The organism is Lysinibacillus sp. FSL W7-1291 (genome assembly GCF_038593415.1).
GTDB classification, from domain to species: Bacteria; Bacillota; Bacilli; order Bacillales_A; family Planococcaceae; genus Lysinibacillus; species Lysinibacillus fusiformis_D.
On sequence record NZ_CP151994.1, the window covers coordinates 299,009 to 324,441 of the forward strand.

Below are 25,433 nucleotides of genomic sequence, written 5' to 3' on the forward strand. Positions count from 1 at the left end.
ATTGATTTTAATTTTAAGGGCATAATCAAAGGAAGAAATCGTTTTTATTTTAGGAATTTATTAATCTTAATAAAACATACTTGAATTATAGGGATTATGGGTATATAATTCGATTACATTATTATAAAACATCTTAGGAGGCATTCCATTGTCGAATTTACAAATCATTCTTAACGTAGCAGTGTTACTTGTGTTCGTTGGAATTTTATATGTTATGAATAAAAAACACGTCAAGTTTTCAAATCGTGTTTTTGCAGGTTTAGGTTTAGGGATTGTACTTGGTCTTGGACTTCATTTTATCTATGGTATAGATTCTGAAGTGTTAGCCAAAACAACATCTTGGTACAACATTATAGGTACAGGATATGTAAAATTGCTACAAATGGTAGCAATGCCACTAGTCTTTATTTCTATTTTAATTGCCTTTACGAAAATGAAGATTGGCAAAAACTTTGGGAAAATGGCAGCTCTTATTTTAGCCATTTTAATTGGTACAACAGCGGTTTCTGCGGCTGTCGGTATTTTTTCTGCAACCGTATTTGATTTAGATGCAACACAAATTTTACAAGGTGATGCAGAAACTGCACGTGGTCAATATCTTGAAGAAAAAACAACGGGCTTAGCAGCTCCAGATCTACCAACACAAATTATCGAGCTATTCCCTGCAAATCCATTCCTTGATTTAACAGGTGCTCGTTCTACTTCAACAATTGCGGTTGTTATTTTCTCAGCATTCCTTGGTTTTGCTTATTTACGTGTGGCACGTAAGGATGAGGGGACAGCAGCTACAATTAAAAAAGGCTTAGATGCAATCTATGCCCTTGTAATGGGTGTCGTAACGATTGTCTTACGATTAACACCATACGGCATTTTGGCTATTATGGCTCGTACTGTTGCAACATCAGATTTCGGTGCGATTTACAATTTAGGTAAGTTTGTTATTGCTTCTTATGTGGCGTTATTTATTGTTTTACTAGTACACTTATTAATTCTGACATTAAGCGGATTAAATCCATTCACGTATTTGAAAAAATCTGCAGAGACATTATTATTCGCCTTTACATCTCGTTCTAGTGCGGGTACTTTACCGATGAATATTAAAACGCAAACAGGTCGTCTTGGGGTATCTGAGGGTATTGCAAACTTCTCAGGCTCATTCGGATTATCAATCGGTCAAAATGGCTGTGCTGGTGTATATCCTGCTATGTTAGCAATTATGATCGCACCAACAGTTGGCATTAATCCACTCGATCCTATCTTCATTATTACAGTTATCGCGGTAGTAGCGGTTAGCTCATTTGGTGTAGCAGGTGTTGGTGGTGGTGCAACATTTGCAGCTATTCTTGTGTTATCAGCACTTGATTTACCAATTGCACTTGCAGGTGTATTAATTTCTGTAGAGCCTTTAATTGATATGGGACGTACAGCATTAAATGTAAGTGGGTCAATGACAGCGGGTGTTACAACAGCACGTATTACAAAAGAATTGGATACAGAAATGTACAATGATAAAGAATTAGGTGCTCAAGTAGCAGATCTATAAAATCAAAGAGGCCCCTTTAAAGGTAAAACTTTAAAGGGGCTTACATTTTATATTATTTTTACATAAAAATCTTTACCATTAATTAATTCGGAAACTTCAATTTTATAATTTTGTTTATAGTAATTATAAATATTGTAGGCTAGACCAGAGTGTCCATTTAAATAGGTTCCCTTTTTAATCTCTTTCCGAGGATTATGGAAATCGAAATAGAGGCGTGCATCATTGCTCATTGTATTTAAAATAGCTAGAAATTCTTGTTCTTCAATATGAATTCCTCGTGTATAGCGGCATTCTCTGCGGTAGGTATCGTGAGCAACATTTACGGGAGAAGCTTCAAGAATCATTTCAATCTGTTTATTCAAATGATGATAGCTCCTTTCAAATTATTAGTAACGTCCGTATGTGAACTAGTTACAAATAAGGGTTTTATTAATTTTAGTATATAATTATCAGAAAATTATATCAATATTTTTCTACCAATCTTGTTGCTGTATGTCCTCTGCTATTACTTGTAAATCATAGGCATTTACGATTAAAAGAGTGTAGTCATGAGATTCCATATATTTTTCAGCAAGTCGCTTAATATATTTCGGAGAACCTTCATTTTCTTCATCGTAAATTAATAAAAGCCCATCTGTATTTTGAATAATAAATTTATCCTTCTCAACAAATTGCCAGGGTGCTTCGTATGGTTTTTTGGTCACGCTTGTAACAAAATCGGCTTGGGCAATTAATGTTTGATATTTTTCCTTTTTTAGGTCCTGCCAATTTTTTTCTTGCTCTAAAAATGGTGTAATAACGGCATATTTTAAATGTGGAAATTCTTTTTTAAGCATTAAAACAACTTCAGCACTCCAAGATTCTACACCCTGCTGACCACTGATAATAACCCATTCCAGTCCTTCATCAAGTAGTGTGCGTAGACGGGCTTCCAGTGCTTTTTTTATGATGGCAATGCCAGGATGTTTATCATTAAAAATACCAAGTTCATGTGGCTTATAGCCAGTAATCATAATACGCTGTAACAACAAAATGCCCCCTAAGCTGTATAGTTGTAGTTCTAGTATACAGTAGGGGGCAAATGAAAACGAATTCCATGCAATTGTCTATGAAAATGCAAGTAGTGTTAGAATCACTGCTACAGCCGCACAAATACCTAAAAACCACCATGAGTCTGTAAAGTCTTCTTTAGTGTCACTATTCATATAAAATAATTCCTTTCTTATTTGCCTACCTGTTGAGTTTTATTTTACCTGCCCAGTCCAAGACCAATTCGTCCATATCCGTAAGATTGTCTCAAATGGGCCACGTTTAAATTTCTTTAAATAGGCAAGGCTGAAAACACATTGCAAGCCATATACAACGATTCCGAATAGGATACCACCAAAGACGCCTAGTTTACCGTATAATCCGAGACCATAGCCATAAAAAACAGTTGTACAAATAATGGTTTGTAGTAAATAATTGGTTAATGACAGTTTTCCAACGCTCTCAAATGCTGGTGCAAGTAGTTGTACAGGACGTGTTTTATAAATGAGTGCTGCAAGGCAAACATAGCCAACCGCTAGTAACTGAGCGCCACCCATTAATAAGATGGAAGAAAAGGCACTTTCTATAAAACTTAGACTTTTACATACGAGCCCAATAGGAACGAGGAGAGTACCTAGCTTATACCATTTCATTTCCTTATCCATCTCCATGAAGGCTTGCTTTTTAGCAAGTGCCATACCGAAAAGGAATAGAGGTGCGTAGAACAACGGTGTAAAAATTAATAAAATGAAGAGGAAGGCTGGCTCTTCCATTCCCGGTACTTCAGCATTAGCTCGAAAATCAAAAATTTCTGAGTAGCTTCCGTTAGCGTAAACGTTATCTGCTTTTTCAATATAGGTATCTAGCTCTTTTTGTTCCTTTTTTGAAGCTTCCATAGAGCCGTATGTTAATGCCGTTGTTAGGACGAAAAGGATACTGGCCCATATAAATAGCGTTTTCGGCTTCCGATTAATAAAAGGAATCAAAAATAAAGTCATACAGCCATAAGAAAATAGAATATCGCCTTCCCATAATAAAGTGGAATGAAGTAAGCCGAGAGCAATCAAGCCAGTAGCACGGCGTAAAATAGACCAGCGACTTTTATTCTTTTTTCTGCGAATGGATTCAATTAATTTAATAAGTGAGAAGCCGAATAATATAGTGAAGATAGGCATAAACGAGCCTTCAATCACAATTTTCACAAAATATAAAGCTCCATTATCTAAGGTAGAAAGATTTTTTAATTCATCTTTGCCATACATCCCGTACTGGAAAATCAGTAAATTCGCCATTAAGATGCCAAATAAACTAAATCCACGCATCGTATCAATGAAAGTAACACGTTTAGTTGTCATTGCGTTTTATCTCCTTAATTGGTTATCTTATACATAGAATAGTGAAGGAAGCTTATGGTGAAATAATGACTACCTTAAATTAATCTTAAAAGTAGGTGAGGAAATGCAGGACGCATCAATTTTAGTGTTAGAGGATGAACGTGCCATTGCTGAAATGATTGAAATCATTTTAAGAAAAGAAGGAATTACCAATATTACATTATGTAACACAATTGAAGAAGCAAAAGATGAAATGAATACTAAAACATTTGACTTTTATCTATTAGATATCATGCTGCCAGATGGAAGTGGGCTGGATATCGCGAATAGGATTCGGGAAAAAAGTGATGCCCCTATTTTTTATTTAACTGCAAAAAGCAGTGATGCAGATAAACTTCGCGGTTTTATGAATGGCGCAGATGATTATATTACAAAACCATTTAACCCATTAGAGCTTGTAGCACGAGTAAAGGTACAGTTAGTCCGTTACATGAAGAAAAGGAGTGTACCAGAAAATCATGTATTTACTTGCAGCCGTTTTACATTTGACATTGACGCAGCAGAAATCGAGGTAGACGGGGTGAAAGAAATAATCAGTGGTCGCTTGTTTCATTTATTAAAATATTTATGTGACAATGTAGGGCAAGTGTTATCAAAAGAGCAAATATACGAGCGCGTATGGGGTGATTGCTTATTTGATGATAATACAGTGATGGTACATATAAGAAAGCTGCGAGAAAAAATAGAAAAAAATCCTGGAAAGCCGACCTGCATTATCACTGTCAGAGGTATTGGCTATAAGCTTGTTGGAGACATCTCTTCATGAAGTCTGCTGGAAAATTAACACTCCGTTTTGTGTCGTATTTCATCATATTCTATCTATTGATCATTTCAGGTTTTATTATAAGTCTGGTGTTTTTCGCTATCTTTATCAATGAACGTGTTGGTGACAATATTCATGTAATGAGCTCCTTTGAAATTGAAGATGATGCAGTTGTAGAGAAAGGGAAGACGGTTAAAATTGCTGATTATTTAGTGAAGAGAGCTGAGGAAAATGTAGGACAGCTCTATTTATTTGATTCATCCATGACAATTGTTGATTATACGGGAGATACATGTGGATTATGTGGAAAGTCAGATAATGAACTATTGGCATTGAAACAACCGGGTATGCATACGTGGGAACTGCCAAATTACTATTTATTATTTCTTCCGACTACTCCTGTCCAACCACTTTTTGAGGAGGCACTTGAAAACTGGACAGCAACAGGGAATATTTCTGCTGTAACACGGCAACGTCTAAAAGAAAATAAAGCCAGTGTTGAAATCTATGACGAGCAATGGAATCGGATTGAAGTCATTGGCGAACGCTATGAGAAGCTAAATAAGCCACAATTACTAGAGGAAAAATACGATATTTTCGAGCATGCGGAGCTGAAGCAAAGCACAGCCTTAGCCAACGATATGACATTTGTTGTGCGAATACCTAACCCATCTTATAAGCCTTTTGAAGAGCCTTTTAATAAGGCGATGGTATTGTTCGTTTCTATCTTCTTTGGAGGGCATATTATATTGCTGTTGGGCGTTATCTTTTTATCCATCAGTATTTCACGACAATTTGTACGACCATTAGTCTATGTTATATCACGCATTGAACGACTAACTCAATTTGATTACAGTGAAATTAGTGATAAAAAAATCCATCATCAAAAAACAGGGAAGTTAAAACGGAAATTTAAACTGTTTCAACCTGTAGAGGAGTCACTCAATCATCTATCTGAACGACTTGATTCAAATGAAAGACAAATCAAGCATGCAGAGCATTTACGTGAGGAGTGGATAACAGGCTTATCGCACGATCTAAAGACCCCGTTAAGCTCCATTTATGGCTATTCCACTATGCTTGCATCTGAGGAATATGAGTGGACAAAGGATGAGATGCGTATTTTTGCACAAACCATGCAAGAAAAGGCGACATACATGGATGCACTCATTCAGGATTTAACCTATACGTACCAATTAAAAAATAAAGCGATACAGCTGGATAAAGTGTTATTACCGCTAGCCATATGGTTACCACAATTTGCAGATGAACAGGTATGTGTAAAGGTATATGGTGATGTGTTGCTGCAAGCAGATGAGCTTTTACTTAAGCGGATTATGGATAATTTAATAACTAATGCGAAAAAGTATACGCCTGAAGGCACGAAGGTCGTTGTGGAGGCACAACATACTGGTAAAGAAGTAATGCTAACCATTGCTGACCAAGGCCCTGGTATTCCGCAGGAGGAGCTCGATAATCTATTCGAACGCTATTATCGAGGAACGAATACGACAGATGATACAACAGGAACAGGGCTAGGACTAGCCATTACGAAACAGCTCATTGATTTACACAATGGCACAATTAGTGTTCGTTCAGGCCAAGATGGAACCATCTTCGTTCTAAAATTCCAATGTCACTAGTGTTAGATTCGATTTCTAGAGAGGAATGCTCTTGAAGGACGAGGCTTATTAAACAGAGTAAAGAGGTATCAAAGTGTTTTATTTGATACCTCTTTTTGTTTTATTTATTTTTCGTACAACGCTCGGCTGGCTGTTCAATTTTAACATAGCGCCATAAGTTATTAGCGATATCGCGCGCTTCTGCGATATGTTCTGTGCCAACGAATGCCTTACGGAAAGGAGTAAGAAGTGATTCGATGATAAAAAGCTTTGGTTTTTCGCGCTGTAGCTCTTCTAATAAGAATTGAGCATATTCCAAACCTTCCATTGTTTCGTTGTTCGACAAACCCTTTGTAAAGCCTTGTAATTGTTCGATAACCATTTCTTTTGTAACGGTTTTATAGTTCACCACATTTTGAATGGTATTGATCATTTCAACACTCACGATGATTTCTTTCGACTCAAGCATCGTGGGTATAATTACGCTAATATTACGCAATGCTACACGTACAATAGCTTCTCGATTGATATATTTATAATCGGCAATAAAGACAGCACGTAGAGTGAGGTTAATCATCCCAAGTGTTTGGACAGCACATTCATAGCTAATTGGGCTAATCTCTTCGCCAAAAACTTGTACTAGTCGGCTGGCTAGCCATTCTAATTCTTGTAAATGGTAGTTAATAATGATTTTCTTTAGTTCTTTATCTCTTGATTGGAAGACGGATTCGAAAATCTGTATTAAATTATGTTCACGATTGACATACATGAGAACAGCGACTTGCTGTGTCAATACTTCTAAATCTGTAGGGTCTTTACCATAGATAAGCTCATGACGACGATTACTAGCTTCTTCACGCCCTTCATCCAAAATGGCGATTAAGCATTCGTTTTTCGAAGTAAAGTGATTATAAAATGTACCTTTTGAGATTTTAGCTGCATTGATGATGTCATTAATCGATGTATCTAGAAAACCCTTTTCAATAAAAAGTTCACGTGCTGCTGTAATAATCTGTCTTTTTCTTTTGTTCATAACCTCACCTTTTTTATATTATTATACTCTTATTCTACACTTAAAATCCTTTCATATCAACGTTTATAAAAAATATAAACTTATTTGTTGAAAAAAGTAGACTACGAGTATAAAATAAGTTTTATCGCAAAACACAAGAAAGAATTGAGGGATATAAATGAATAGTGAGCAAACAATGAAAAAGCCCCCTTACGGCATGATAGCTATTCTATTTGTGGGTGCTTTTGTTGCTTTTCTAAACAACACATTGTTGAATGTGGCATTACCAACAATCATGAAGGATTTTGGGATTACCTATTCAAAGGTACAATGGTTAGCAACAGGGTATATGCTCGTGAGCGGTATTTTAGTGCCCGCTTCAGCATTCTTTGTGACACGCTTTAAAAATAGACATCTATTTATAACAGCGATGTCCATCTTTACAATCGGTACAATTATGGCAGGCTTTGCGCCAAACTTTGGTGTGCTGCTAGCAGGTCGTATGGTGCAAGCAGCTGGGGCTTCTAGTATGTCACCACTTTTAATGAATGTTATGCTAACAAGCTTCCCGAAAGAGAAGCGTGGAGCAGCGATGGGGATCTTTGGTTTAGTAATGATCATGGCGCCAGCAATTGGTCCTACATTATCAGGCTACATTGTGGAGCATCATGATTGGCGTATGCTCTTCCAAATGATTATTCCATTTGCAATAATTAGTTTATTATTTGGTGTGTGGAAACTAAGAAACGTGATGGAGACACGTGAAGTTCACTTAGATTTCCCTTCAGTCCTTTTATCAACAGTTGCATTCGGTGGTATTTTATACGGCTTTAGTACAGCGGGGGATAAAGGCTGGTCAAGTCCATGGGTATATGGAACAATTACAGTTGGCTTCATCGCTTTAATAATTTTTATCATTAAGCAGTTGAAAATGGATGAGCCACTTCTGGAATTACGTATTTATAAATACCCAATGTTTGCTTTAGGGTCTGTCATCTCAGTTATTATCTCTATGGCGATGTTCTCAGGGATGATTTTAACACCAGCATACGTACAATCTATTCGTGGTATTGAACCATTTGAGGCGGGCTTAATGATGCTTCCAGGGGCACTTGTTATGGGGATTATGTCACCAATCACTGGTAAGCTTTTCGATAAATTTGGTCCTCGTGTGTTGGCCATTATTGGCTTAACAATCACAACAATCGCAACATTTGGTTTAACAAAATTAGAAATTGATTCAAGCTACACATATATCGTATCAATGTATACAATTCGTATGTTTGGTATGTCGATGGTCATGATGCCAATTATGACAAACGGTTTAAATCAACTACCACAAATTATGAATCCTCATGGTACAGCTATTAACAATACATTACAGCAGGTATCAGGAGCAATCGGTAGTGCGATTTTAGTTACATTTATGAATAACCGTACAAAAGCAAAAGCAGAAGAATTAATTGTAGAAGCCAAAGCGAATGCTGCACAATCAGGAGCGGCACCTACAGCAGAGCAAATGCAACAAATGCAAGATCAGATTATGCAAACTGCCTTATTAGATGGTATTACACACTCCTTCTTAATTGCAGCGGGTATAACAGTGATTGCAGTAGTACTCGCCTTCTTCTTAAAACGTGTAAAAGTTGAAAGCACAGCAGCTTCAATGGATTTAAAAAAACCAACTAAATAATGAACAGAACCCCCTTTATAGGTAAAACATTTACCAACGAAGGGGGTTTTTTATATGTTTATTTGAAAAAAAATTTTAGGATTGTTGTTATTTTTCATCATTTTATTTTATATGATAATAATAATTTACAGAAAATTTAGATTTTTATATAATGAGGTGCTTTCGTGGTAGATGCATATATCAATGACTTAGTGAACGAAAAGGAACTGCCAGGAGCTGTATTAATTGTTCAACAGCAACAAAACAGGCTATTAACAGGCAGTTATGGAGCCTATACAGCTGAGGATGGTAGCAAGCAAGCTATTGTAAATCATACGCTGTTTGATTTAGCTTCCTTAACGAAGGTTGTAGCTACAGTACCAGCTATTTTACTGTTGATAAGTCGAAATCAATTAACATTAAGAGAGCCTGTTCAAACATTTTTGCCTACATTTCATTACCCAGATATAACGATTCAACAGTTATTACAGCATTGCTCAGGGCTACCGGCAGATTTAACACCAGTGGTAGAGAGGAATCACAGACGTGACATCATGCAGGAGATAATGGCAAGTGAAGTAGTGTGTCAGCCAAATAAACAGGTGGTATATAGTGATTTAGGCATGATTCTACTAGGAAAGGTGATTGAACAGGTTACTGGGTGTTCATTCAACAGTTTTGTAGAGCAAGAGATTTTTAAGCCATGGGGCATGCACCATACTCGTTTTCGATTGCAGGAGCAACAAAGAAGGCTTGCGGCATCAACTGAAATGTTTGCAGGGAAATTTGTTCAGGGGATTGTTCATGATGAAAAAGCTCTATTACTCGATGGGGTTGCTGGGAGTGCAGGCTTGTTTTCGTGCGCAGAGGATTTAGCAAAGTATGCGGAAATTTTTTTAGGGATCAGGCAACAAACGGTTATTCCATATGAATGGATGGAGCTTACCTATACAAAAACATTCAAAAATAGGGGACTTGGTTTTGAAGTATGGAGAGGGGACGATACATCATTTTGTTTTGGTAGGAGGTGGAGCAAGAACTCATTTGGTCATACAGGATTTACAGGCACGAGTATTTGGATGGACCCTATTCAAAAAGCATTTGTTATTTTCTTAACGAATGCGGTGCATTATGGGAGAAATACAAAGCTGCGAAGGATTCGGGAGAAGCTTCATACGATGATTTATGAAAAATTACTGATATGAAGGGTGGATCTGTTGGTATGAGACAAAAGAGTAAATGGTTATTGCCGTTTCTTTTATTACTCGTTGTAGCTTTAGTAGGCTGTAACACCGATAAGAAATCAACGAACGCAACAACACCTGGTAAAGAAGACGGGCCGAAAACAGAAGAGGTTTCCCTAACAATAGGGAGTTGGCGGACAGAAGATGTTGCCAAATATGAAAAAGTAATTGCTTTATTTAATGAACAACATCCTGATATACACATTTCCTTTAACCCAACTAAAAATACAGAATATAACACAGTCCTCAATACAGCATTACAAGCGGGGGAAGGACCAGATATTTTCCACTTGCGTCCATATGCAGCTGGGTTGAAGCTTGCAGAGGCGGGTTATGTTGAGAAAATAAATGACTTAAGCGGTTTGCGTGCATATCCTGAAGAGGCATTAATGGCTTCACGTGATGAACAAGGGAATCAGTATGGTGTACCAATTAATTTAAGCTCAACGCAATTTTTCTATAATAAAAAGATTTTTAAAGATAATAATCTCGAAGTTCCTACTACATGGGATGAATTTATAGCCTTAAATGATCAATTATTAGAAAAGGGCATTACACCCATTGCAATGGGTACAAAAGAAGGCTGGTTATTATCGTTGCTACACGGTATTGTGGGCCCCGCTATTTATGAAGGAAATGATTTCTATCAAGCAGTGCTTACGGGAGAAAAGGATTTCTCAGACGCTCAGTTTATCGAATCTATACAAGTGATGAACGACTTGAAAAAGTATTTTCCAGCTAATTCAGAAGGCTTGGGAATGGATGATATTCGTACATTGTTCGCTTTAGAGGATGCAGCGATGTTCCCGCTCGGTAGCTGGGAAATTCCTGTTGTCTTAGAAATGAATCCAGATTTAGATTTAGGGTATTTCCCGATTCCTTCAAAAGAAGGTCATAAAACAGTGACAACTTGGGTAGATGGTTCATTTGCGATCAATGCAAATTCAAAAAATAAAGAAGCAGCTAAAGAATTTTTAGCGTTTTTAACAACAAAGGAATTTGGTGAACTGTTTGTGAGGGAATTTTCTATGATCAGTGCTATTCCTGGCATTACTTCTGATGACGCCTTGCTAAATGACATTAGTAACTCGACTGCTAATGAAGCAACACCATATATGTGGGTGACTAATTTTACTGGTGGGGACCCGACAACAAAGAGCTTGCTTGAGAGTGAGCTACAGGGCATGTACTTAGATCAGGTAACGCCTGAAGAGGTAGCCAAAAAAGTACAGAAAAACGCTAAAGCTTGGTTTACGCCCTTTCAGCAATAAGTAATGTATTAAGATAGACCCCTGAAACTCCACTAAGGTGTATAGGGGTCTTGTTGTCTCATTATGATGAAAGGGGGCTGTTCAGCATGAAAGAATCTACAGCTTCATCGTCAAGAAAGAGGAAATCATGGGCAAAATGGACAATACATCTTTTCCCAATTCCTGCACTAATAGTATACGGAATGTTTGTGCTTTATCCGATAGTAGCAGCTTTATCCTATAGTTTTTTTGAATGGAAAGGGATGGCTCGTGGCGGTTTCATTGGCTTCCAAAATTTTGTGACGCTTTTTACGACAGAACCTTATAGCTCAATGTTTTGGAACGCCTTCAAACATAATGTCCTGTATTTTGTTTTGCAAATGGTAGTGATGAATGGATTAGCATTCTTTCTTGCATTTATTATCTACCAAAAAGTTAAGGGAGCGGCGTTTTTTAAGGCGGCTTTCTTTCTACCACGATTATTATCAGTAATCGTAGTAGGTTTCTTATGGAAGCTCATCTTAAATCCTAATTTTGGTACCTTAAATGTTATTTTAGAGAAATTGGGTCTTGAAACCTTACAAAAGGCTTGGCTTGGAGATCCTGGAACAGCTTTAATAGCGATTATTTTAGTGAATTGTTGGTTTGGGCTTGGTTTTGGCGTTTTAATATTTTTAGCTGGCTTTCAAGGAATTCCAAGTGAGTTAGTTGAAGCAGCAAAATTGGATGGTGCCAAAGGCTTTACATTATTACGCACTATTTATTTGCCATTAATGGTGCCATCTATTATGATCACGGGAATTTTAACGTTTATCCAGTCCTTTGAGGCATTTGAGCTTGTATATGCGATGCAGGGCTCCATGGGAGAGCCATATTATTCTACAGATACTTTAGCTGTATTTTTCTATCGCTTGGCATTTGGTAGCTCTACAGCTTCTGGAGCGACAGCTATTGGGCTAGGTTCTGCGCTAGCAACGGTACTATTCCTATTTATTTTAGTTTGTACCACGGTGTTTTTACGCTTGGCCAATAAAAGGGATGTCCAAATGTAAGGGGTGAATATAGTGAAGCAAGGTGCAATATGGGTTCGACCTTTTTATTATCTTGTGGTATTTACGGTGGCGACCATTAGTTTATATCCCATTTTGTTAATGATTTTATCTTCATTTAAAAAAAGCGTGGACATTTACAAAAATCCATTAGGCTTACCAACTAGCTTTAGCTTAGAGACTTACCGTACATTATTATCTAAAATCCCATTTACAACGTATTTTTTAAACAGCCTGTTTGTTAGCGTTGTATCTGTTGTATTGATTGTTGTTGTTTGTTCATTGGCTTCATTTTATATTGCTCGCTTTCAATTTTCTTGGAATCATGCATTGTTTTTTATTTTTTTATTAGGCATGATGATCCCTATAAAGCTAGGTATTGTACCGCTCTTTATTTTAATGCGTGATTTAGGATTAATTAATTCCTTATGGTCTTTAATTTTGATGAATATGGCGACAGGCATACCATTATCCATGCTGATCTTAACAGGCTTTTTTAAAACGATGCCCTATGAGCTGGAAGAGGCTGCCCGTATAGATGGGGCAGGAAACTTAAGAGTCCTTTGGCATGTGGTATTACCGTTAATGAGACCGGCACTTGGAACAGTCGTCATTATTAACTTTATCGCTGCATGGAATGATTTTTTCTTCCCGCTTATTTTTATTACAGAGAAAATGAAACGGACGATACCTGTTGGAATGATGTCACTCTTTGGGGAACATTCCGCAGATTGGGGCTCGCTGTTTGCAGGCCTAACATTAGCATCATTACCAATGATCCTATTATTCTTCATTGCTTCAAAGCAATTTATGGAAGGGCTGACGGCTGGTGCTATTAAATAGACAATACATTATTGCGGTAGATGGAGGCGGAACGAGAACTCGCGCAGTAGTCGGAACGAAAGAAGGAGAAGTGCTGGCAGTTGTTGAAGGAGCCGGAACAAATATGAAGGCGACACCACCAAACGTGGTAAGGATACAGATTGAGCATCTACTAGCCCAGTTATTACAAAAGATAGCTGCGACAAAGAGTGATGTTTCGACTGTGTTCTTATGTGTGGCAGGAGGAGATCGACAAGTAGATAAAGTCCGCTGGGAGCAATGGATTGGTTTCATTTTCCCTGCTAGCTCTTGTAAGGTAACGATCACCAATGATGCAGTAGCGGCTCTTACTAGCGGTACATTTACCCAGCAAGGGCTCGTTGTAATAGCAGGCACAGGCTCCATCGTATACGCTGTCAGGAAAGATCATCAAGTTAGTCGTGTTGGAGGATGGGGTTATTTATTTGGAGATGAAGGCAGTGGCTACTATATTGGGCAAGAGGCATTGCGTGTAATTGCTCAGCATTATGATGTTTTTGGCATGAATGGAGATGTCTTTACTGCGGCCATTTTAGAGCAGTTAACATTAACAAATCCTACTGACATCATTACCCATGTTTATGATCATCCACAACCACGTGTCCTCATAGCCTCTATAGCTCGGACGGTGTTAAGTTTAGCTGAACAACAGAATGATAAAGCAAAGAATATTATCGAACAGGCTGTTCATCATTTAGTGCAATTCCTCCAAACGATGCTGAAAAAAGAACCACAAGTGAAAAATTGGCCTATTGTCATAAGTGGGGGTTTATTTGAAAATCTTTATTTTAAGCAATGTTTTCAAGAGACATTACGGCTAGCAACTAGGCATAATCGGCTCATACAACCTGAAGTGCCACCTGTTATTGGGGCTTTCATTAATGGGCTTTTGAGTGAGGGGATTCAAATGACAGAAGCTTTACAGCAAACGGTAAAAGAAACTTGGATGAGCATCCATGAAAAGAGCGTGGGAGGGATTTAAATTCAATGGAACGCATGACAAAACTGACGACTGAAGGCTACCATCCAGATACGACAAATCTAGATTTAATGTCCACTGCTGAAATTGTAAAGCTGATGAATGAAGAGGATAAAAAAATACCGTTAGCCATAGCCAAAGTTTTACCTGAGATTGAACAAGCTATTACAGCTATTGTTCATGCACTGAAGAATGGTGGCCGTTTATTTTATGTAGGTGCAGGGACGAGTGGGCGAATTGGTTTGCTTGATGCAGTGGAATGTCCGCCCACATTTAGTACCTTACCAGTGCTTGTACAGGCAATATTGGCTGGTGGGGAAGAGGCAGTCATGATTGCCGTAGAAGGAGCGGAGGATGATCTGTCATTAGGCGAAGCAGAATTAAAGAAACGACAGCTAACAAACCGCGATGTAGTGATTGGAATTGCGGCAAGTGGTAGAACACCTTTTGTGAAGGGGGCATTAATATACGCGCAGCAAATAGGAGCGAAAACCATCAGCTTAGTTAGTAATTCTCATTCTGCCATTAGTCAGTATACGGACATTGCGATAGAGGTGATTACTGGTCCGGAAATTTTGACAGGGTCTACAAGATTAAAGGCTGCCACTGCCCATAAACAAATACTGAATATGATTACAACAGCCACAATGATCAAGCTTGGCAAAGTCTATAAAAATTTAATGGTGGATGTCCATGCTAGTAACTTTAAATTGCGAGAGCGAGCCAAACAAATAGTTTGTGATGTGACAGGTGTTGCTTATAGTCAGGCTGAAAGTGTTTTGGAGCAAACTAATTTTCAAGTGAAGCTATCGATTGTGATGCTACTGACGAATACAACAATAGAAGAAGCAACGGAATTACTAGCCCAATCCGAAGGGCATGTACGTAGAGCAGTGGAATGAAGAAAGTTTTGATGCGAGATGTGAATGGAAACCTCCATTCAACAAGAGATGAGGATGGAAGAATGGACAAAATTAATGCTGGCTTAATTATGCTTGCAGAAATGCGAGAGAAGCTACCTCCTTCAGAAAAAAAGGTAGCGAGCTTTATTTTAGACTACCCAACACAGGCAATTAAAATGACTGCGGTTGAATTGGGAGAAGCAAGTCATACAAGTAGTGCGGCTGTCATTCGTCTGTGTAAATCGTTAAATATAAGTGGTGTTCAAGAGCTGAAATTACGTATCGCTGGTGATTTACAACATACGAAAACAGTAGATAGGGATATTGAAGCAAATGAAGCATTGCCATCGATTGTAGAAAAGGTGACGATGCAAAGTAGTGAAATTTTGGCACAAACAGCTAATTTAATAGATATAGTTGAATTAGAGCGTGCCGTCACTGCTTTATCACAAGCTCGTAAAATTATATTTTTTGGAGTGGGTGCTTCAGGTATAGCAGCAATGGATGCAGATCAAAAATTTTTAAGAATCAATAAAAATAGTAGAGCTTTTATGGACCTACATTTAGGAGCTACAGCGGTAGTCAATGCACAGGAGGGAGATGTCGTAGTGGGCATTTCCTTTTCTGGAGAAACACATGAAGTGGCTAAAATTCTTGAGATAGCTAGGGAAACACCGGCAACTACAATTAGTTTAACGCGCTATGGTAGTTCTTTAGCAGCTAATTTAGCGGATATTCGTTTATATGTATCTCCAAATGTTGAAGCTACTTTTAGAAGTGGTGCAACCTCCTCACGCCTTGCCCAACTACTCGTCATTGATATTTTATTTATGGGAGTCGTGACGAGTGCCTATGAGCAGACAGTTGACTATTTAGACGAAACACGTTCAGTCATTCAAGGGCTGCATAAAAAAGTGGCGAAACGAAAAAATAAAATAAAGTAAACGAAGGCGATCTATTATCCCATAGTATCGTCTTCGTTTTTGGTTTCGATTCAGCTGTAGTCGCTAGAGTGTATGCTTAAAGGCGCTCTTCTGTTTCAGGGTCAAAGAAGTGGATTTTTTCCTCCCTCATGACAAAGGAAACCCTATCGGATGGGTGTAAATTATTGTCAGCCTGTACGCGTGCAATGAAATTTTGATTGTTTAAAGAACAATAAAGATAAGTTTCTGCACCTAGTAATTCAGTAACATCAATAGTTGCCTTAAAAGCAAAAGGAGAAACGACATCCGTAATTTGTAAATCCTCAGGACGTATACCCATAACAATCTCTTTCCCTAAATAATTTTTTTCCTTTAACAATGGTACGTACATGGATGGGATAGGGAAGCTCTGCTCTCCTAAAAGGATCTCTGTTTCTGTAAGGTGGCAATGGAATAAGTTCATTGATGGTGAACCAATAAAGCCTGCCACAAACATGTTATGAGGTGTATTATATACTTCCTTTGGCGTCCCGATTTGTTGAATAAGACCATCCTTCATCACGACGAGGCGAGTAGCCATTGTCATAGCCTCTGTTTGGTCATGCGTAACATAGATTGTAGTTGTTTGAATTCGTTGATGGAGTTTCTGGATTTCAGCACGCATTTGCACACGTAATTTGGCATCCAAATTAGAAAGAGGTTCATCCATTAAAAATACTTTAGCGTCTCTAACAATAGCTCGACCAAGAGCCACACGCTGACGTTGTCCACCTGATAAAGCTTTTGGCTTTCTTTTTAAATAATCCTCTAAACCTAATATTTTAGCAGCCTCTTTGACGCGGTGATCTATTTCCTTTTTATCGACCTTTCGGAGCTTTAAGCTAAACGCCATATTATCATAGACTGTCATATGTGGATATAAAGCATAGCTTTGAAATACCATGGCAATACTACGATCTTTTGACTCCACATCATTCATTAGGACATCATCAATATAGAGTTCTCCTTTTGATATGTCCTCTAAGCCAGCAATCATACGCAAAGTTGTGGTTTTTCCACAGCCAGATGGACCTACAAACACAATGAATTCTTTATTATGAATATGCAGATTGAAATCAGTTACAGCCTGAATATTTTTATCGTAAATTTTATAGATATGCTCTAACCGTAATTCCGCCATAATATACACCCCTTTGTAAGACATAATTTTATTGTAAATAACTTCAGCACAGAGTGATAGAGAAACAGTGCACAGTGTTGAGGCCATTAATTGTGCAGTTAACCTAAAGTGATTCTAAGAAAATAATTGCGAAATAAACATCTAGTCGATGAGAAAAATGCCGAATGTCCTTTTGCGTCAATAGCTGAAATTTTTCTAAGCGATTTTGTAGTGTATTGCGATGCATATACATTTTTTTAGAAGCTAATGTGATATTCCCTTCATATTCAATCAATTGCTTTATCGTATGGAGTAATTCAGGCTGAGAGGTGGCACTTTTTAAGATAGAGGAAATAAAAATCTCTTTTTCATGTGACTCTATACGCTGCATGACATGTGGCACTAAAAGCTCCTGCTGTGTGAGTACATGCTTTGGTGTATAGGTCCAAATAAATTGTTGAAGGTGGACATACCAGCTAAATCGCTCCTTAGTCGTCGATACATCTGGTATAACATCAGATACGAAAATCTTAAAATGAGCCTGTAAATCCTCGATTAATGGATCAAGATAATGAGCAAAATTTAATATTTCATCACCCTTAATACATTCGATTATGACAAATAATTGTGGATGTATGGATAGCATGAAAATATCCTTTCCTAGTAAAGCTTCAAAGATTGTGCGGAGTAATGCAGGTGCTGTAAAATCTTTGTCGAAGTGAAGAAATAACAAACGATGCAGAGGAAGGATAGATGGAGCAATATCCGTTAGGTCTGTTAAATAATCAAGCCAAATCCTATCATAGTCATATGGCAAGGCAATGGGATCTGAGAAAATTTGCAACAGCTCAAATTCACTTTGTGTCACGGTATGTGCTGGAATTTCATAAAGATGGTTGTCAAAATTAAATACATAGTTTCCGTCTGTTTTACCTGAAAAGGGGGTTAATAATGGGAAGCGTTGCTGTAGTTTTTGAAGGTCCATTTATGCCACTCCTTTATTTGAATGGAGAGTAATTAGGTTAGATTAGTATAATTATATGATGAAATGTTTATAGTATTAATAGAAAAAACACGGATATTAGCAAGTATGATAGGCATACTTATCTAATGTCCGTGTTATCTGTTTAGGCCTCTTTTTTAAATAACTTCCCTGGCCAAAATGCATATTTACCTAGTACTGTTGTGATTGCTGGTACAAGCAATGGACGTACAATAAATGTATCGAGAAGCACACCAATGGCTGTAACGACACCAAATTGAACAAGCACCTGAATCGGTAAAGTTGCCAACACAGCAAATGTACCTGCCAAGATGAGTCCAGCGGATGTAATAACACTTCCTGTTCGGACGACACCTTCTTCTACAGCTGTTAAATGATCAGCGGTTTTACGCTTTTTCCAAATTTCTGAGATCATAAAGATATTATAATCTTCTCCGAGTGCTACTAGGAACACGAAGGAATACAGTGGTATAGCTCCAGAAATGGCTTCTGCACCCATGATATGATGCAAAATTAGCCATCCAGCACCTAATGCTCCAAAGTAGGAAATAATAACGGTTGCTAATAAATAAACCGTAGCAGTAATAGAGCGTAAATAAACAAACAATAATAATGCGATTAAAGCAATCATGGTTGGCATGATCACGGTTTCATCACGCTTAGTTATTTGTTGTGTATCGTATTGGCTGGCTGTTTCTCCACCAATCCAAACATGCTTCTCAGCACTAGTGAGCCCTTGTACCTCCAACATTTTAATTACCTCAGCTTGAAGCTCAGGAATATGGGCTAATGATTCCTTTGCATAGGGGTTGACATTGAAAGTTAATTCGTACAATTGAATAGCCTTATTTTTATCGCCAGTTTGTACATCTGCAACACTATCAATATAAGAGATGTCAGCAAGTTGTTGCTGTAAATTAATATCGGTACCTTCAGTATCAATAACCAATTGAACAGGAGCTAGCTCTCCAGGAGAAAAATTCTCTTCTATTAAAGTAAAGCCTTCTCGGGACGGCATATCTTTTGGGAAGGATGAAAGCAAATCAAACGTGTATTGAATACGTGGAACGAATGCTGCCAATCCCCCGAGTAAAATGACTGTTACAGCAATAACAATCCATGGTTTATGTGTAACAAAGCGTCCGATTTTATGACTAACCTTATGTGAAGGTTTATGCTGCTTTTTACTTTTTTTATTTGCCATTTCCTCAGTAAGAGGGATGAAGGGAAAGAAAGCTACACGTCCTATTATGACAAGAATAGCTGGTAGGACAACAAGTGCTGCAATCCCCATTACAAGCACGCCAAAGCTAAATGGCACAGCAAAGCGTTGGAATGCACCATAATGAGCAAGACTAAGAGTAGCTAGACCAATGACAACCGTCAAAGCACTCATTAAAATGGCACCACCTGATTCTTTGACAGTCAGCTTCATAGCAGCAGTCTTATCCTCAACATCTAAGAGAATTTCTCTATATTTAGAAATTAAAAATAAACAATAATCAGTACCTGCACCAAAGAGTAAAACAGTCATAATGGATACTGCTTGCGAATCCTTATCTATCCATCCTTGGTCAGCAAAGAAACCAAGTGTCGGACTAATAACACCATAGGCAAGACCTACAACAATTAAAGGAATAATAGCCAGTAATGGTGAACGATAAATGATAATAAGTAATACTAAAACGAGCAATACGGTTGCTATTAATAATTTCACGTCTGCCTGTGAAAATAAACTGACAGCATCAGTGGCAATCCCAACTGGTCCAGAATAGCGGACATGGAGTGCATCACTGGATAATTTCTCATCTAATTGAACTTGATAGCGTTCCATTACCTTTGTCAGATGATCTAAACTATCCTGTAGCATATCTGTAGCGACATCTTTTTCAAAAAACACTGGTGTCACAATCGTTGTGCCATTTTCGGAAGCGGAAGTCATTAAAGCCTGTGGTGGCATTTGATCAAATGGTGGGATCATTGTTTGATGGGCTAAGGGCTTTGCCTGAAGCTCGCTATAAACACCTTGGATAGCCGTAAAATCATCAATGCTAAGACCACTGTCACGATGCCAAACTAGTAATAAAGGTGTTCCAGCATCGTTAGGGAATTGCTCAGCAATAATCGCCGCTGCTTGCTCAGACATTTCAGTATCAGGTAAATTTTTACCGGATTCACTTTCTATACTATTGATTTGTGGCCATGCAAACGACAGCACCACTACTAATAACACCCAAAAAGCTAATGCTAATAAGCGACCCTTTTTACTTGCAACCATTGAGCCCCATTGCTCAAGTGGATGTTTTTTCATGAGAAGACCTCCATTTCATGTAAGTGATTTAATTATATATACTAGAAGGTTAATTAATCAACCTAGAAATATTCATATGTTATACTATGTGTAAAAAGTATGCTTAATTTAAGGAGGCGAACTTGTTGAAACAATCACCGCGTGTTCTCGGGAGACCTCGCCATGATGGAAATGCGAAACCAACAAAAGATCTTGTCCTTGAAACGGCCACAAGACTTTTTATTAAAGAAGGCTACAAAAATATTTCGATGGATGATGTAGCTAAAGCTTGTAACGTAACAAAGGCGACTATCTATTACTACTACCCAACTAAAGGTGAATTATATACATCTGCATTAATTGCTATGATGGATCGAATCAAGCTATCTATCCTAGAAATTTTAGAGCAGCCTATACCATTTAAAGAGCGATTAGAGCAGCTTGTGGCAGTTCATTTATCAGCGACTATCGATATTGATATGAAAAATTTTATGAAAGAGGCAACCATCAATTTATCGGAACCACAGCTGAAACAAGTACAGGCATCTGAAAATGATATGTATCAAACAATAGAGCAGACCATGCAAGTGGAGATGGATAATGGCACGATTCGAAAAGGAAATGCTAAATTTTTCGCTCATAACTTTATGGCATTAATGACAGTAGGATATTTTAAAGATGGCGACGGTAAAACTTTGCTAGGCTCAGTAGATGTGACGGCAAAGGAAGTAACAAATTTCTTTTGGCTGTCTGTTGAAAATAAATAAAACTTAATGATTATGTAATTTTTTATAAAAGGAGTTATCTCATTATTTGAGGTAACTCCTTTTATGTTGTTGAAAAAAGATCATGTCACTAGCAGAAAACGACCTTTTAGCAAGGTGGGGGTTGATTTCCGTTCCGCCAGCGTCCTTTCCAGGGGGCGTCCGATGAGCCGCTTCACTCACTTCCGTTCGCTCCAGGGTCTCCTCTGTGACGCTAAATCCCCTAGGAGTGACGCTGGCTCCACTCCAATCAACCATTCGGCAAAATGTCTTAACTTTTTTCATAGTAGCATAGCGATCAAATCGCCCATTATCTGTATTCTTAATGAGTGACAACACCTCTTCATAAAGAGTAGTAAACACCTTCATTTATTTGAAAACCTCTGCTAAAAAGGTAACATTTTGTAGGTTGGAGTGGAAGGCTACTTGACTCCCGTGGGATAGTGAGACAGGCAAGCCTCTAAACGGAGCGGCTATGCGCTCGCCCACAGGAAAGCAAGTAGCCTGCAACGGAAATCCATTTTCACCTGTCACCAAAACTCTATGGATTGTTTTATTTTTCAACACAATTAAAGGAGTTATCTCATTATTTGAGGTAACTCCTTTAATTGTGATATGGGTCACATACATTGATAATGATTCTCATTTATAGTGTAGCTATAGATGACAGAGGAGGAGAAAAAATGAATTCGACAGAACAGCGTTTACCTACACATCTCTTTTTAGCGAAGTTAGGAAAGACAATTTTACGTCCAGGTGGAAAGGAGGCTACGAACCGAATATTAGAGGCTTGTCAGCTACATGAAGATAGCCATGTCCTAGAGGTGGCTACGAATACAGGAGCGACAGCAATACATATTGCTAAAGCATACAATGCTAAAGTAAGTGGAATTGATATTAATAAAGAGGCAGTTCAAAAAGCAAAAGAAATTATTATTCGTGAAAATGTACAGCATCTCGTTCAAATTCAACAAGGAAATGCTACACAATTACCATTTGATGATGCAACCTTCGATGTGGTTATAAATGAAGCGATGCTCACAATGCTACCACAGGAATTAAAAGAACAGGCTTTAGCTGAATATAGGAGGGTTTTGAAGCCAGGCGGTATTTTAGCAACACATGATTTAGTTGTTAAAGCATCAAGTGAAGAAAGTGTTACTGATGAAATTGAGGCACTGCGTAATGTCATTGTTGTGAAGGCACAGCCACTATCAAAGCAGCATTGGCAAACTTTAGTTGAAAATACAGGATTCAAACCTGTAGATGTGCATACTGGAGAACTCCACTTAGTATCTTTGGTAGGGCTTATACGAGATGAGGGCTTAGATGGTTTAATACGTATCATTGAAAATGCACGGAAAAATTCGGATGATGAGCAATATTTCCTTGAAATAATTGAGCATTTTGATCATGCTCGCCATCATTTTGGTCACATTACCATCATTGCAAAAAAGCAAGGATAGCCAATGAAAACAGCAATTCAATTTGAACACGTATCTAAATTTTTTGGAACGAAGCAAATTATTAAAGATTGTCATTTAAGTTTGCAAGAAGGCGAAGTGGTGGCTATTGTTGGACCTTCAGGATGTGGAAAAACTACCTTTTTACATCTTGCAACGAATGTACTACAGCCAACATCTGGTCATATTACATGCATCACAGATAAATTGGGTTATGTATTTCAAGAACCAAGGTTATTACCATGGTGTACATTATATGAAAATGTCACATTTAGCTGTAATGGTGTAGTAGATAGATCTCAAATTATGAATCTATTAGCTCGCGTTAAGCTTGACAATGAAATGGATGCGTTTCCTAAGCAATTATCTGGTGGCATGAAGCAGCGAGTTTCAATTGTTAGAGCATTTGCATGCAAGCCTAAGCTTATTATGATGGATGAACCTTTTTCAGCATTAGATTATTGGATAAAAAAAGAACTTGTGCAGGACCTTATTGATTTAATAGAAAATGAGCAAGTAGGTATGTTTTATGTAACTCATGACTATGAAGAAGCTGCAACGGTAGCAGACCGCATTATTAATATTGCGTATGCAAATGAAGGAATCTACAAGGAAATAGTTTTAGATACACCAAGAAAACATCGTAACTTTGATTATATAAAAAATATTGAATATCAATTATTACAACTTTAAATAAGGGAGAAAGTATGCTATGAAAAAATGGCCTATAGTAAGTCTTTTAATAGTATGTCTTACAGTTGTCTTAACGGCTTGTGGCAATACAGAAAAAGCAAAGCAAGATCAAGAACCAGAGAAAAGTGTACAAGCTACTACTGAACAACCAAGTGTATCAAAGGTTGAAAAAATGACTATTCAGGCACCGGCAGGTATTTCGATTGCTGCACCACTCTATAAAATGATTGATGATAAATCGTTACTAGAAGGTGCAGAGGATGTTGAGTTTCTAACTTGGAATACTCCTGACGAATTACGTGCACGTATCAGTGGAGGTCAGGTGCAAGTGTCTGCTGTGCCAACATATGTAGGTGCTAACCTTTACAATAAAGGTGTAGACATTCAATTGGTAAATACATTAATTTGGGGTATTTTATATTTTATTGGACCAGAGGGTGAAGCAATATCATGGGAGGATTTAAAAGGTAAAACGGTCCATGTACCATTTAAGGGAGATATGCCAGCATTAGTATTTCAGTATTTATTACAGAAAAACGGGCTAGATATAGAGAAAGATTTAACGGTGGAATATACAGCAACTCCTCAGGAGGTTGTCCAATTATTAGCGGCTGGCAAAGCACAATATGCTGTATTACCAGAGCATACTGCTTCCCTTGTTATTGCGAAGGCGAAAAAAGAGGGAATTGCCCTACAAAAATCAATGAGTCTACAAGAGGAATGGGCAGCAGCAACAGGAAAGGCACCGCGTATTCCTCAAGCTGGCCTTGTTGTGGATAAGGCATTAATTCAAGAGCACCCAGAAACTGTAGCATTGCTACAAGCAAAAATAGAGGAATCTATTCAATTTTTAAAAGATAATCCTGAAGCTGCTGGTGAGCTATTGGCATCATATCAAGAAGGGCTTGATCCAACCTTTATTGCAGGATTATTACCTTATTTAAATATCGAATTTGTCACGGCGCAAGAAGCCAAGGAAGAGCTTGAGTTTTTCTTTGAACAACTAGCTTCACTATCGCCAGATATTATTGGTGGGCAATTACCGGATGATGATTTCTATTATGAACCGTAAAAAAAGCTTGATTATTCAAATGAGCACTTGCAGTGGCATCGTGCTCATTTGGACACTATTATCTTTAAATTTCCCGAGCATTTTAATACCCTCTCCATATGAAACACTAACAGCACTATGGCAACTTATAGTAAGTGGTGAGTTGCTTCATCAACTTTATTTAACAATGGTTCGTATGGTAGTAGGTTTATCAATCGGTATGTTTTTGGCAATTTTATCGGGTTTATTGGCGGGTAGATTTGCAGTTATTTATGAAATGTTCCGCCCAGTTATTGCATTTTTATTAGGTATTCCACCTATTATTTTAGTCGTAGTTGCAATGGTATGGTTTGGTACTAATTCAATCATACCAATATTTGTCGTAAGTATTTTAGTGTTTCCAACATTTTATATTAATATTGCTAATGGTTATCGACAAATAGATAATCAACTCTTACAAATGGCGACCGTCTATCAAAAATCAACATGGCAAAAGTTACGTTTCATCATATTACCAAGTCTGATGGTGCCATTTTTTACAGCCTGTTCGCTGGCGGCAGGAGGTGCAGTAAGAATGACCATTATGGCTGAACTATTAGGAACGAATAGTGGTATTGGAGCGGCTTTAACGATGGCACGCATCAATATTAATACGGATAAAGTATTCGCTTGGACGTTGATAAGTGTACTAATAATTTTAGCAATCGATAGTTTTATTTTAAACCCATTAAAAGCAAAAATGATGACATGGAATAGGGAGGAATGAC

General features: G+C 37.8%; 23 protein-coding genes. 16 read left to right on the plus strand and 7 right to left on the minus strand.

Going from position 1 to position 25,433, the window contains the following annotated elements:
* The first annotated feature begins 148 nt into the window (after positions 1 to 148).
* Complete coding sequence (locus NST76_RS01430; RefSeq protein ID WP_036118167.1) at positions 149 to 1,543, plus strand: L-cystine transporter; 1,395 nt, start codon at positions 149 to 151, stop codon at positions 1,541 to 1,543.
* 47 nt (positions 1,544 to 1,590) lie between these two features.
* Here the strand turns inward: NST76_RS01430 and NST76_RS01435 are convergent, their stop codons facing one another.
* From NST76_RS01435 to NST76_RS01445, 3 genes are all read right to left on the minus strand, one after another.
* Complete coding sequence (locus tag NST76_RS01435) at positions 1,591 to 1,905, minus strand: hypothetical protein (RefSeq protein ID WP_342544530.1); 315 nt, start codon at positions 1,903 to 1,905, stop codon at positions 1,591 to 1,593.
* A gap of 111 nt (positions 1,906 to 2,016) precedes the next feature.
* Positions 2,017 to 2,571 carry a DUF1273 domain-containing protein gene (locus NST76_RS01440; RefSeq protein WP_036118162.1) on the minus strand — a complete coding sequence of 185 codons (555 nt, stop codon included), beginning with the start codon at positions 2,569 to 2,571 and terminating at the stop codon, positions 2,017 to 2,019.
* 216 nt (positions 2,572 to 2,787) lie between these two features.
* Complete coding sequence (locus tag NST76_RS01445) at positions 2,788 to 3,927, minus strand: DUF418 domain-containing protein (protein WP_036118160.1); 1,140 nt, start codon at positions 3,925 to 3,927, stop codon at positions 2,788 to 2,790.
* Between the two features lie 103 nt (positions 3,928 to 4,030).
* On the opposite strand from NST76_RS01445, the gene NST76_RS01450 reads away from it, so the two are divergent.
* Both NST76_RS01450 and NST76_RS01455 read left to right on the plus strand, forming a co-directional pair.
* Positions 4,031 to 4,732, plus strand: coding sequence for a response regulator transcription factor (locus NST76_RS01450; RefSeq protein WP_058844865.1), 702 nt, complete (start codon positions 4,031 to 4,033; stop codon positions 4,730 to 4,732).
* Positions 4,729 to 6,372, plus strand: a complete 1,644-nt coding sequence (locus NST76_RS01455; RefSeq protein WP_058844866.1) for a HAMP domain-containing sensor histidine kinase — start codon at positions 4,729 to 4,731, stop codon at positions 6,370 to 6,372. Before NST76_RS01450 ends, NST76_RS01455 begins: the two co-directional genes overlap by 4 nt.
* Before the next feature lie 100 nt (positions 6,373 to 6,472).
* On the opposite strand, the gene NST76_RS01460 is transcribed toward NST76_RS01455, so the two are convergent.
* Positions 6,473 to 7,384 (minus strand): TetR/AcrR family transcriptional regulator, encoded by a 912-nt coding sequence (locus NST76_RS01460; RefSeq protein ID WP_036118149.1) that lies wholly within the window; start codon positions 7,382 to 7,384, stop codon positions 6,473 to 6,475.
* A 157-nt stretch (positions 7,385 to 7,541) separates the two neighbouring features.
* Here NST76_RS01460 and NST76_RS01465 point away from each other — a divergent pair, with 157 nt between their 5' ends.
* From NST76_RS01465 to NST76_RS01500, 8 genes are all read left to right on the plus strand, one after another.
* The gene (locus NST76_RS01465) at positions 7,542 to 9,056 is read left to right on the plus strand and encodes a DHA2 family efflux MFS transporter permease subunit (protein WP_036118147.1); all 1,515 of its coding nucleotides are present in this window, start codon (positions 7,542 to 7,544) and stop codon (positions 9,054 to 9,056) included.
* A gap of 164 nt (positions 9,057 to 9,220) precedes the next feature.
* Positions 9,221 to 10,240, plus strand: coding sequence for a serine hydrolase domain-containing protein (locus NST76_RS01470; RefSeq protein ID WP_058844867.1), 1,020 nt, complete (start codon positions 9,221 to 9,223; stop codon positions 10,238 to 10,240).
* A 17-nt stretch (positions 10,241 to 10,257) separates the two neighbouring features.
* On the plus strand, positions 10,258 to 11,550 hold the full coding sequence (locus NST76_RS01475) for an extracellular solute-binding protein (RefSeq protein WP_342544533.1): 1,293 nt from the start codon (positions 10,258 to 10,260) through the stop codon (positions 11,548 to 11,550).
* An 86-nt stretch (positions 11,551 to 11,636) separates the two neighbouring features.
* Complete coding sequence (locus tag NST76_RS01480; protein ID WP_342544535.1) at positions 11,637 to 12,581, plus strand: sugar ABC transporter permease; 945 nt, start codon at positions 11,637 to 11,639, stop codon at positions 12,579 to 12,581.
* Between the two features lie 12 nt (positions 12,582 to 12,593).
* The gene (locus NST76_RS01485) at positions 12,594 to 13,421 is read left to right on the plus strand and encodes a carbohydrate ABC transporter permease (protein WP_051891576.1); all 828 of its coding nucleotides are present in this window, start codon (positions 12,594 to 12,596) and stop codon (positions 13,419 to 13,421) included.
* On the plus strand, positions 13,408 to 14,421 hold the full coding sequence (locus NST76_RS01490) for a BadF/BadG/BcrA/BcrD ATPase family protein (protein WP_342544537.1): 1,014 nt from the start codon (positions 13,408 to 13,410) through the stop codon (positions 14,419 to 14,421). The genes NST76_RS01485 and NST76_RS01490 overlap by 14 nt, the downstream gene beginning before the upstream one ends.
* Before the next feature lie 5 nt (positions 14,422 to 14,426).
* Positions 14,427 to 15,320: an N-acetylmuramic acid 6-phosphate etherase gene (gene murQ / locus NST76_RS01495; RefSeq protein WP_342544538.1), complete on the plus strand. Its 894-nt coding sequence runs from the start codon at positions 14,427 to 14,429 to the stop codon at positions 15,318 to 15,320.
* Between the two features lie 62 nt (positions 15,321 to 15,382).
* Positions 15,383 to 16,264 carry a MurR/RpiR family transcriptional regulator gene (locus NST76_RS01500; RefSeq protein ID WP_342544539.1) on the plus strand — a complete coding sequence of 294 codons (882 nt, stop codon included), beginning with the start codon at positions 15,383 to 15,385 and terminating at the stop codon, positions 16,262 to 16,264.
* A gap of 76 nt (positions 16,265 to 16,340) precedes the next feature.
* On the opposite strand, the gene ugpC is transcribed toward NST76_RS01500, so the two are convergent.
* The 3 genes from ugpC to NST76_RS01515 form a co-directional block, all read right to left on the minus strand.
* Positions 16,341 to 17,423: a sn-glycerol-3-phosphate ABC transporter ATP-binding protein UgpC gene (ugpC, locus tag NST76_RS01505; protein WP_089934958.1), complete on the minus strand. Its 1,083-nt coding sequence runs from the start codon at positions 17,421 to 17,423 to the stop codon at positions 16,341 to 16,343.
* Between the two features lie 103 nt (positions 17,424 to 17,526).
* The gene (locus NST76_RS01510) at positions 17,527 to 18,387 is read right to left on the minus strand and encodes a helix-turn-helix domain-containing protein (protein ID WP_342544540.1); all 861 of its coding nucleotides are present in this window, start codon (positions 18,385 to 18,387) and stop codon (positions 17,527 to 17,529) included.
* A gap of 142 nt (positions 18,388 to 18,529) precedes the next feature.
* Positions 18,530 to 20,716 (minus strand): MMPL family transporter, encoded by a 2,187-nt coding sequence (locus NST76_RS01515; RefSeq protein WP_342544541.1) that lies wholly within the window; start codon positions 20,714 to 20,716, stop codon positions 18,530 to 18,532.
* 125 nt (positions 20,717 to 20,841) lie between these two features.
* Between NST76_RS01515 and NST76_RS01520 the strand changes: the two genes are divergently transcribed.
* The 5 genes from NST76_RS01520 to NST76_RS01540 all read left to right on the plus strand — a co-directional run bounded on the left by NST76_RS01520 (position 20,842) and on the right by NST76_RS01540 (position 25,432).
* A complete protein-coding gene (locus NST76_RS01520) occupies positions 20,842 to 21,462 on the plus strand; it encodes a TetR/AcrR family transcriptional regulator (RefSeq protein WP_089934964.1) in 621 nt (206 codons plus the stop codon).
* 680 nt (positions 21,463 to 22,142) lie between these two features.
* Complete coding sequence (locus NST76_RS01525) at positions 22,143 to 22,925, plus strand: class I SAM-dependent methyltransferase (RefSeq protein ID WP_036118025.1); 783 nt, start codon at positions 22,143 to 22,145, stop codon at positions 22,923 to 22,925.
* A 3-nt stretch (positions 22,926 to 22,928) separates the two neighbouring features.
* Complete coding sequence (locus tag NST76_RS01530; protein WP_036118022.1) at positions 22,929 to 23,615, plus strand: ATP-binding cassette domain-containing protein; 687 nt, start codon at positions 22,929 to 22,931, stop codon at positions 23,613 to 23,615.
* 19 nt (positions 23,616 to 23,634) lie between these two features.
* Positions 23,635 to 24,687, plus strand: a complete 1,053-nt coding sequence (locus tag NST76_RS01535; protein ID WP_271912144.1) for an ABC transporter substrate-binding protein — start codon at positions 23,635 to 23,637, stop codon at positions 24,685 to 24,687.
* Complete coding sequence (locus tag NST76_RS01540) at positions 24,662 to 25,432, plus strand: ABC transporter permease subunit (protein ID WP_036118019.1); 771 nt, start codon at positions 24,662 to 24,664, stop codon at positions 25,430 to 25,432. The genes NST76_RS01535 and NST76_RS01540 overlap by 26 nt, the downstream gene beginning before the upstream one ends.
* The last annotated feature ends 1 nt before the right edge of the window (position 25,433 follow it).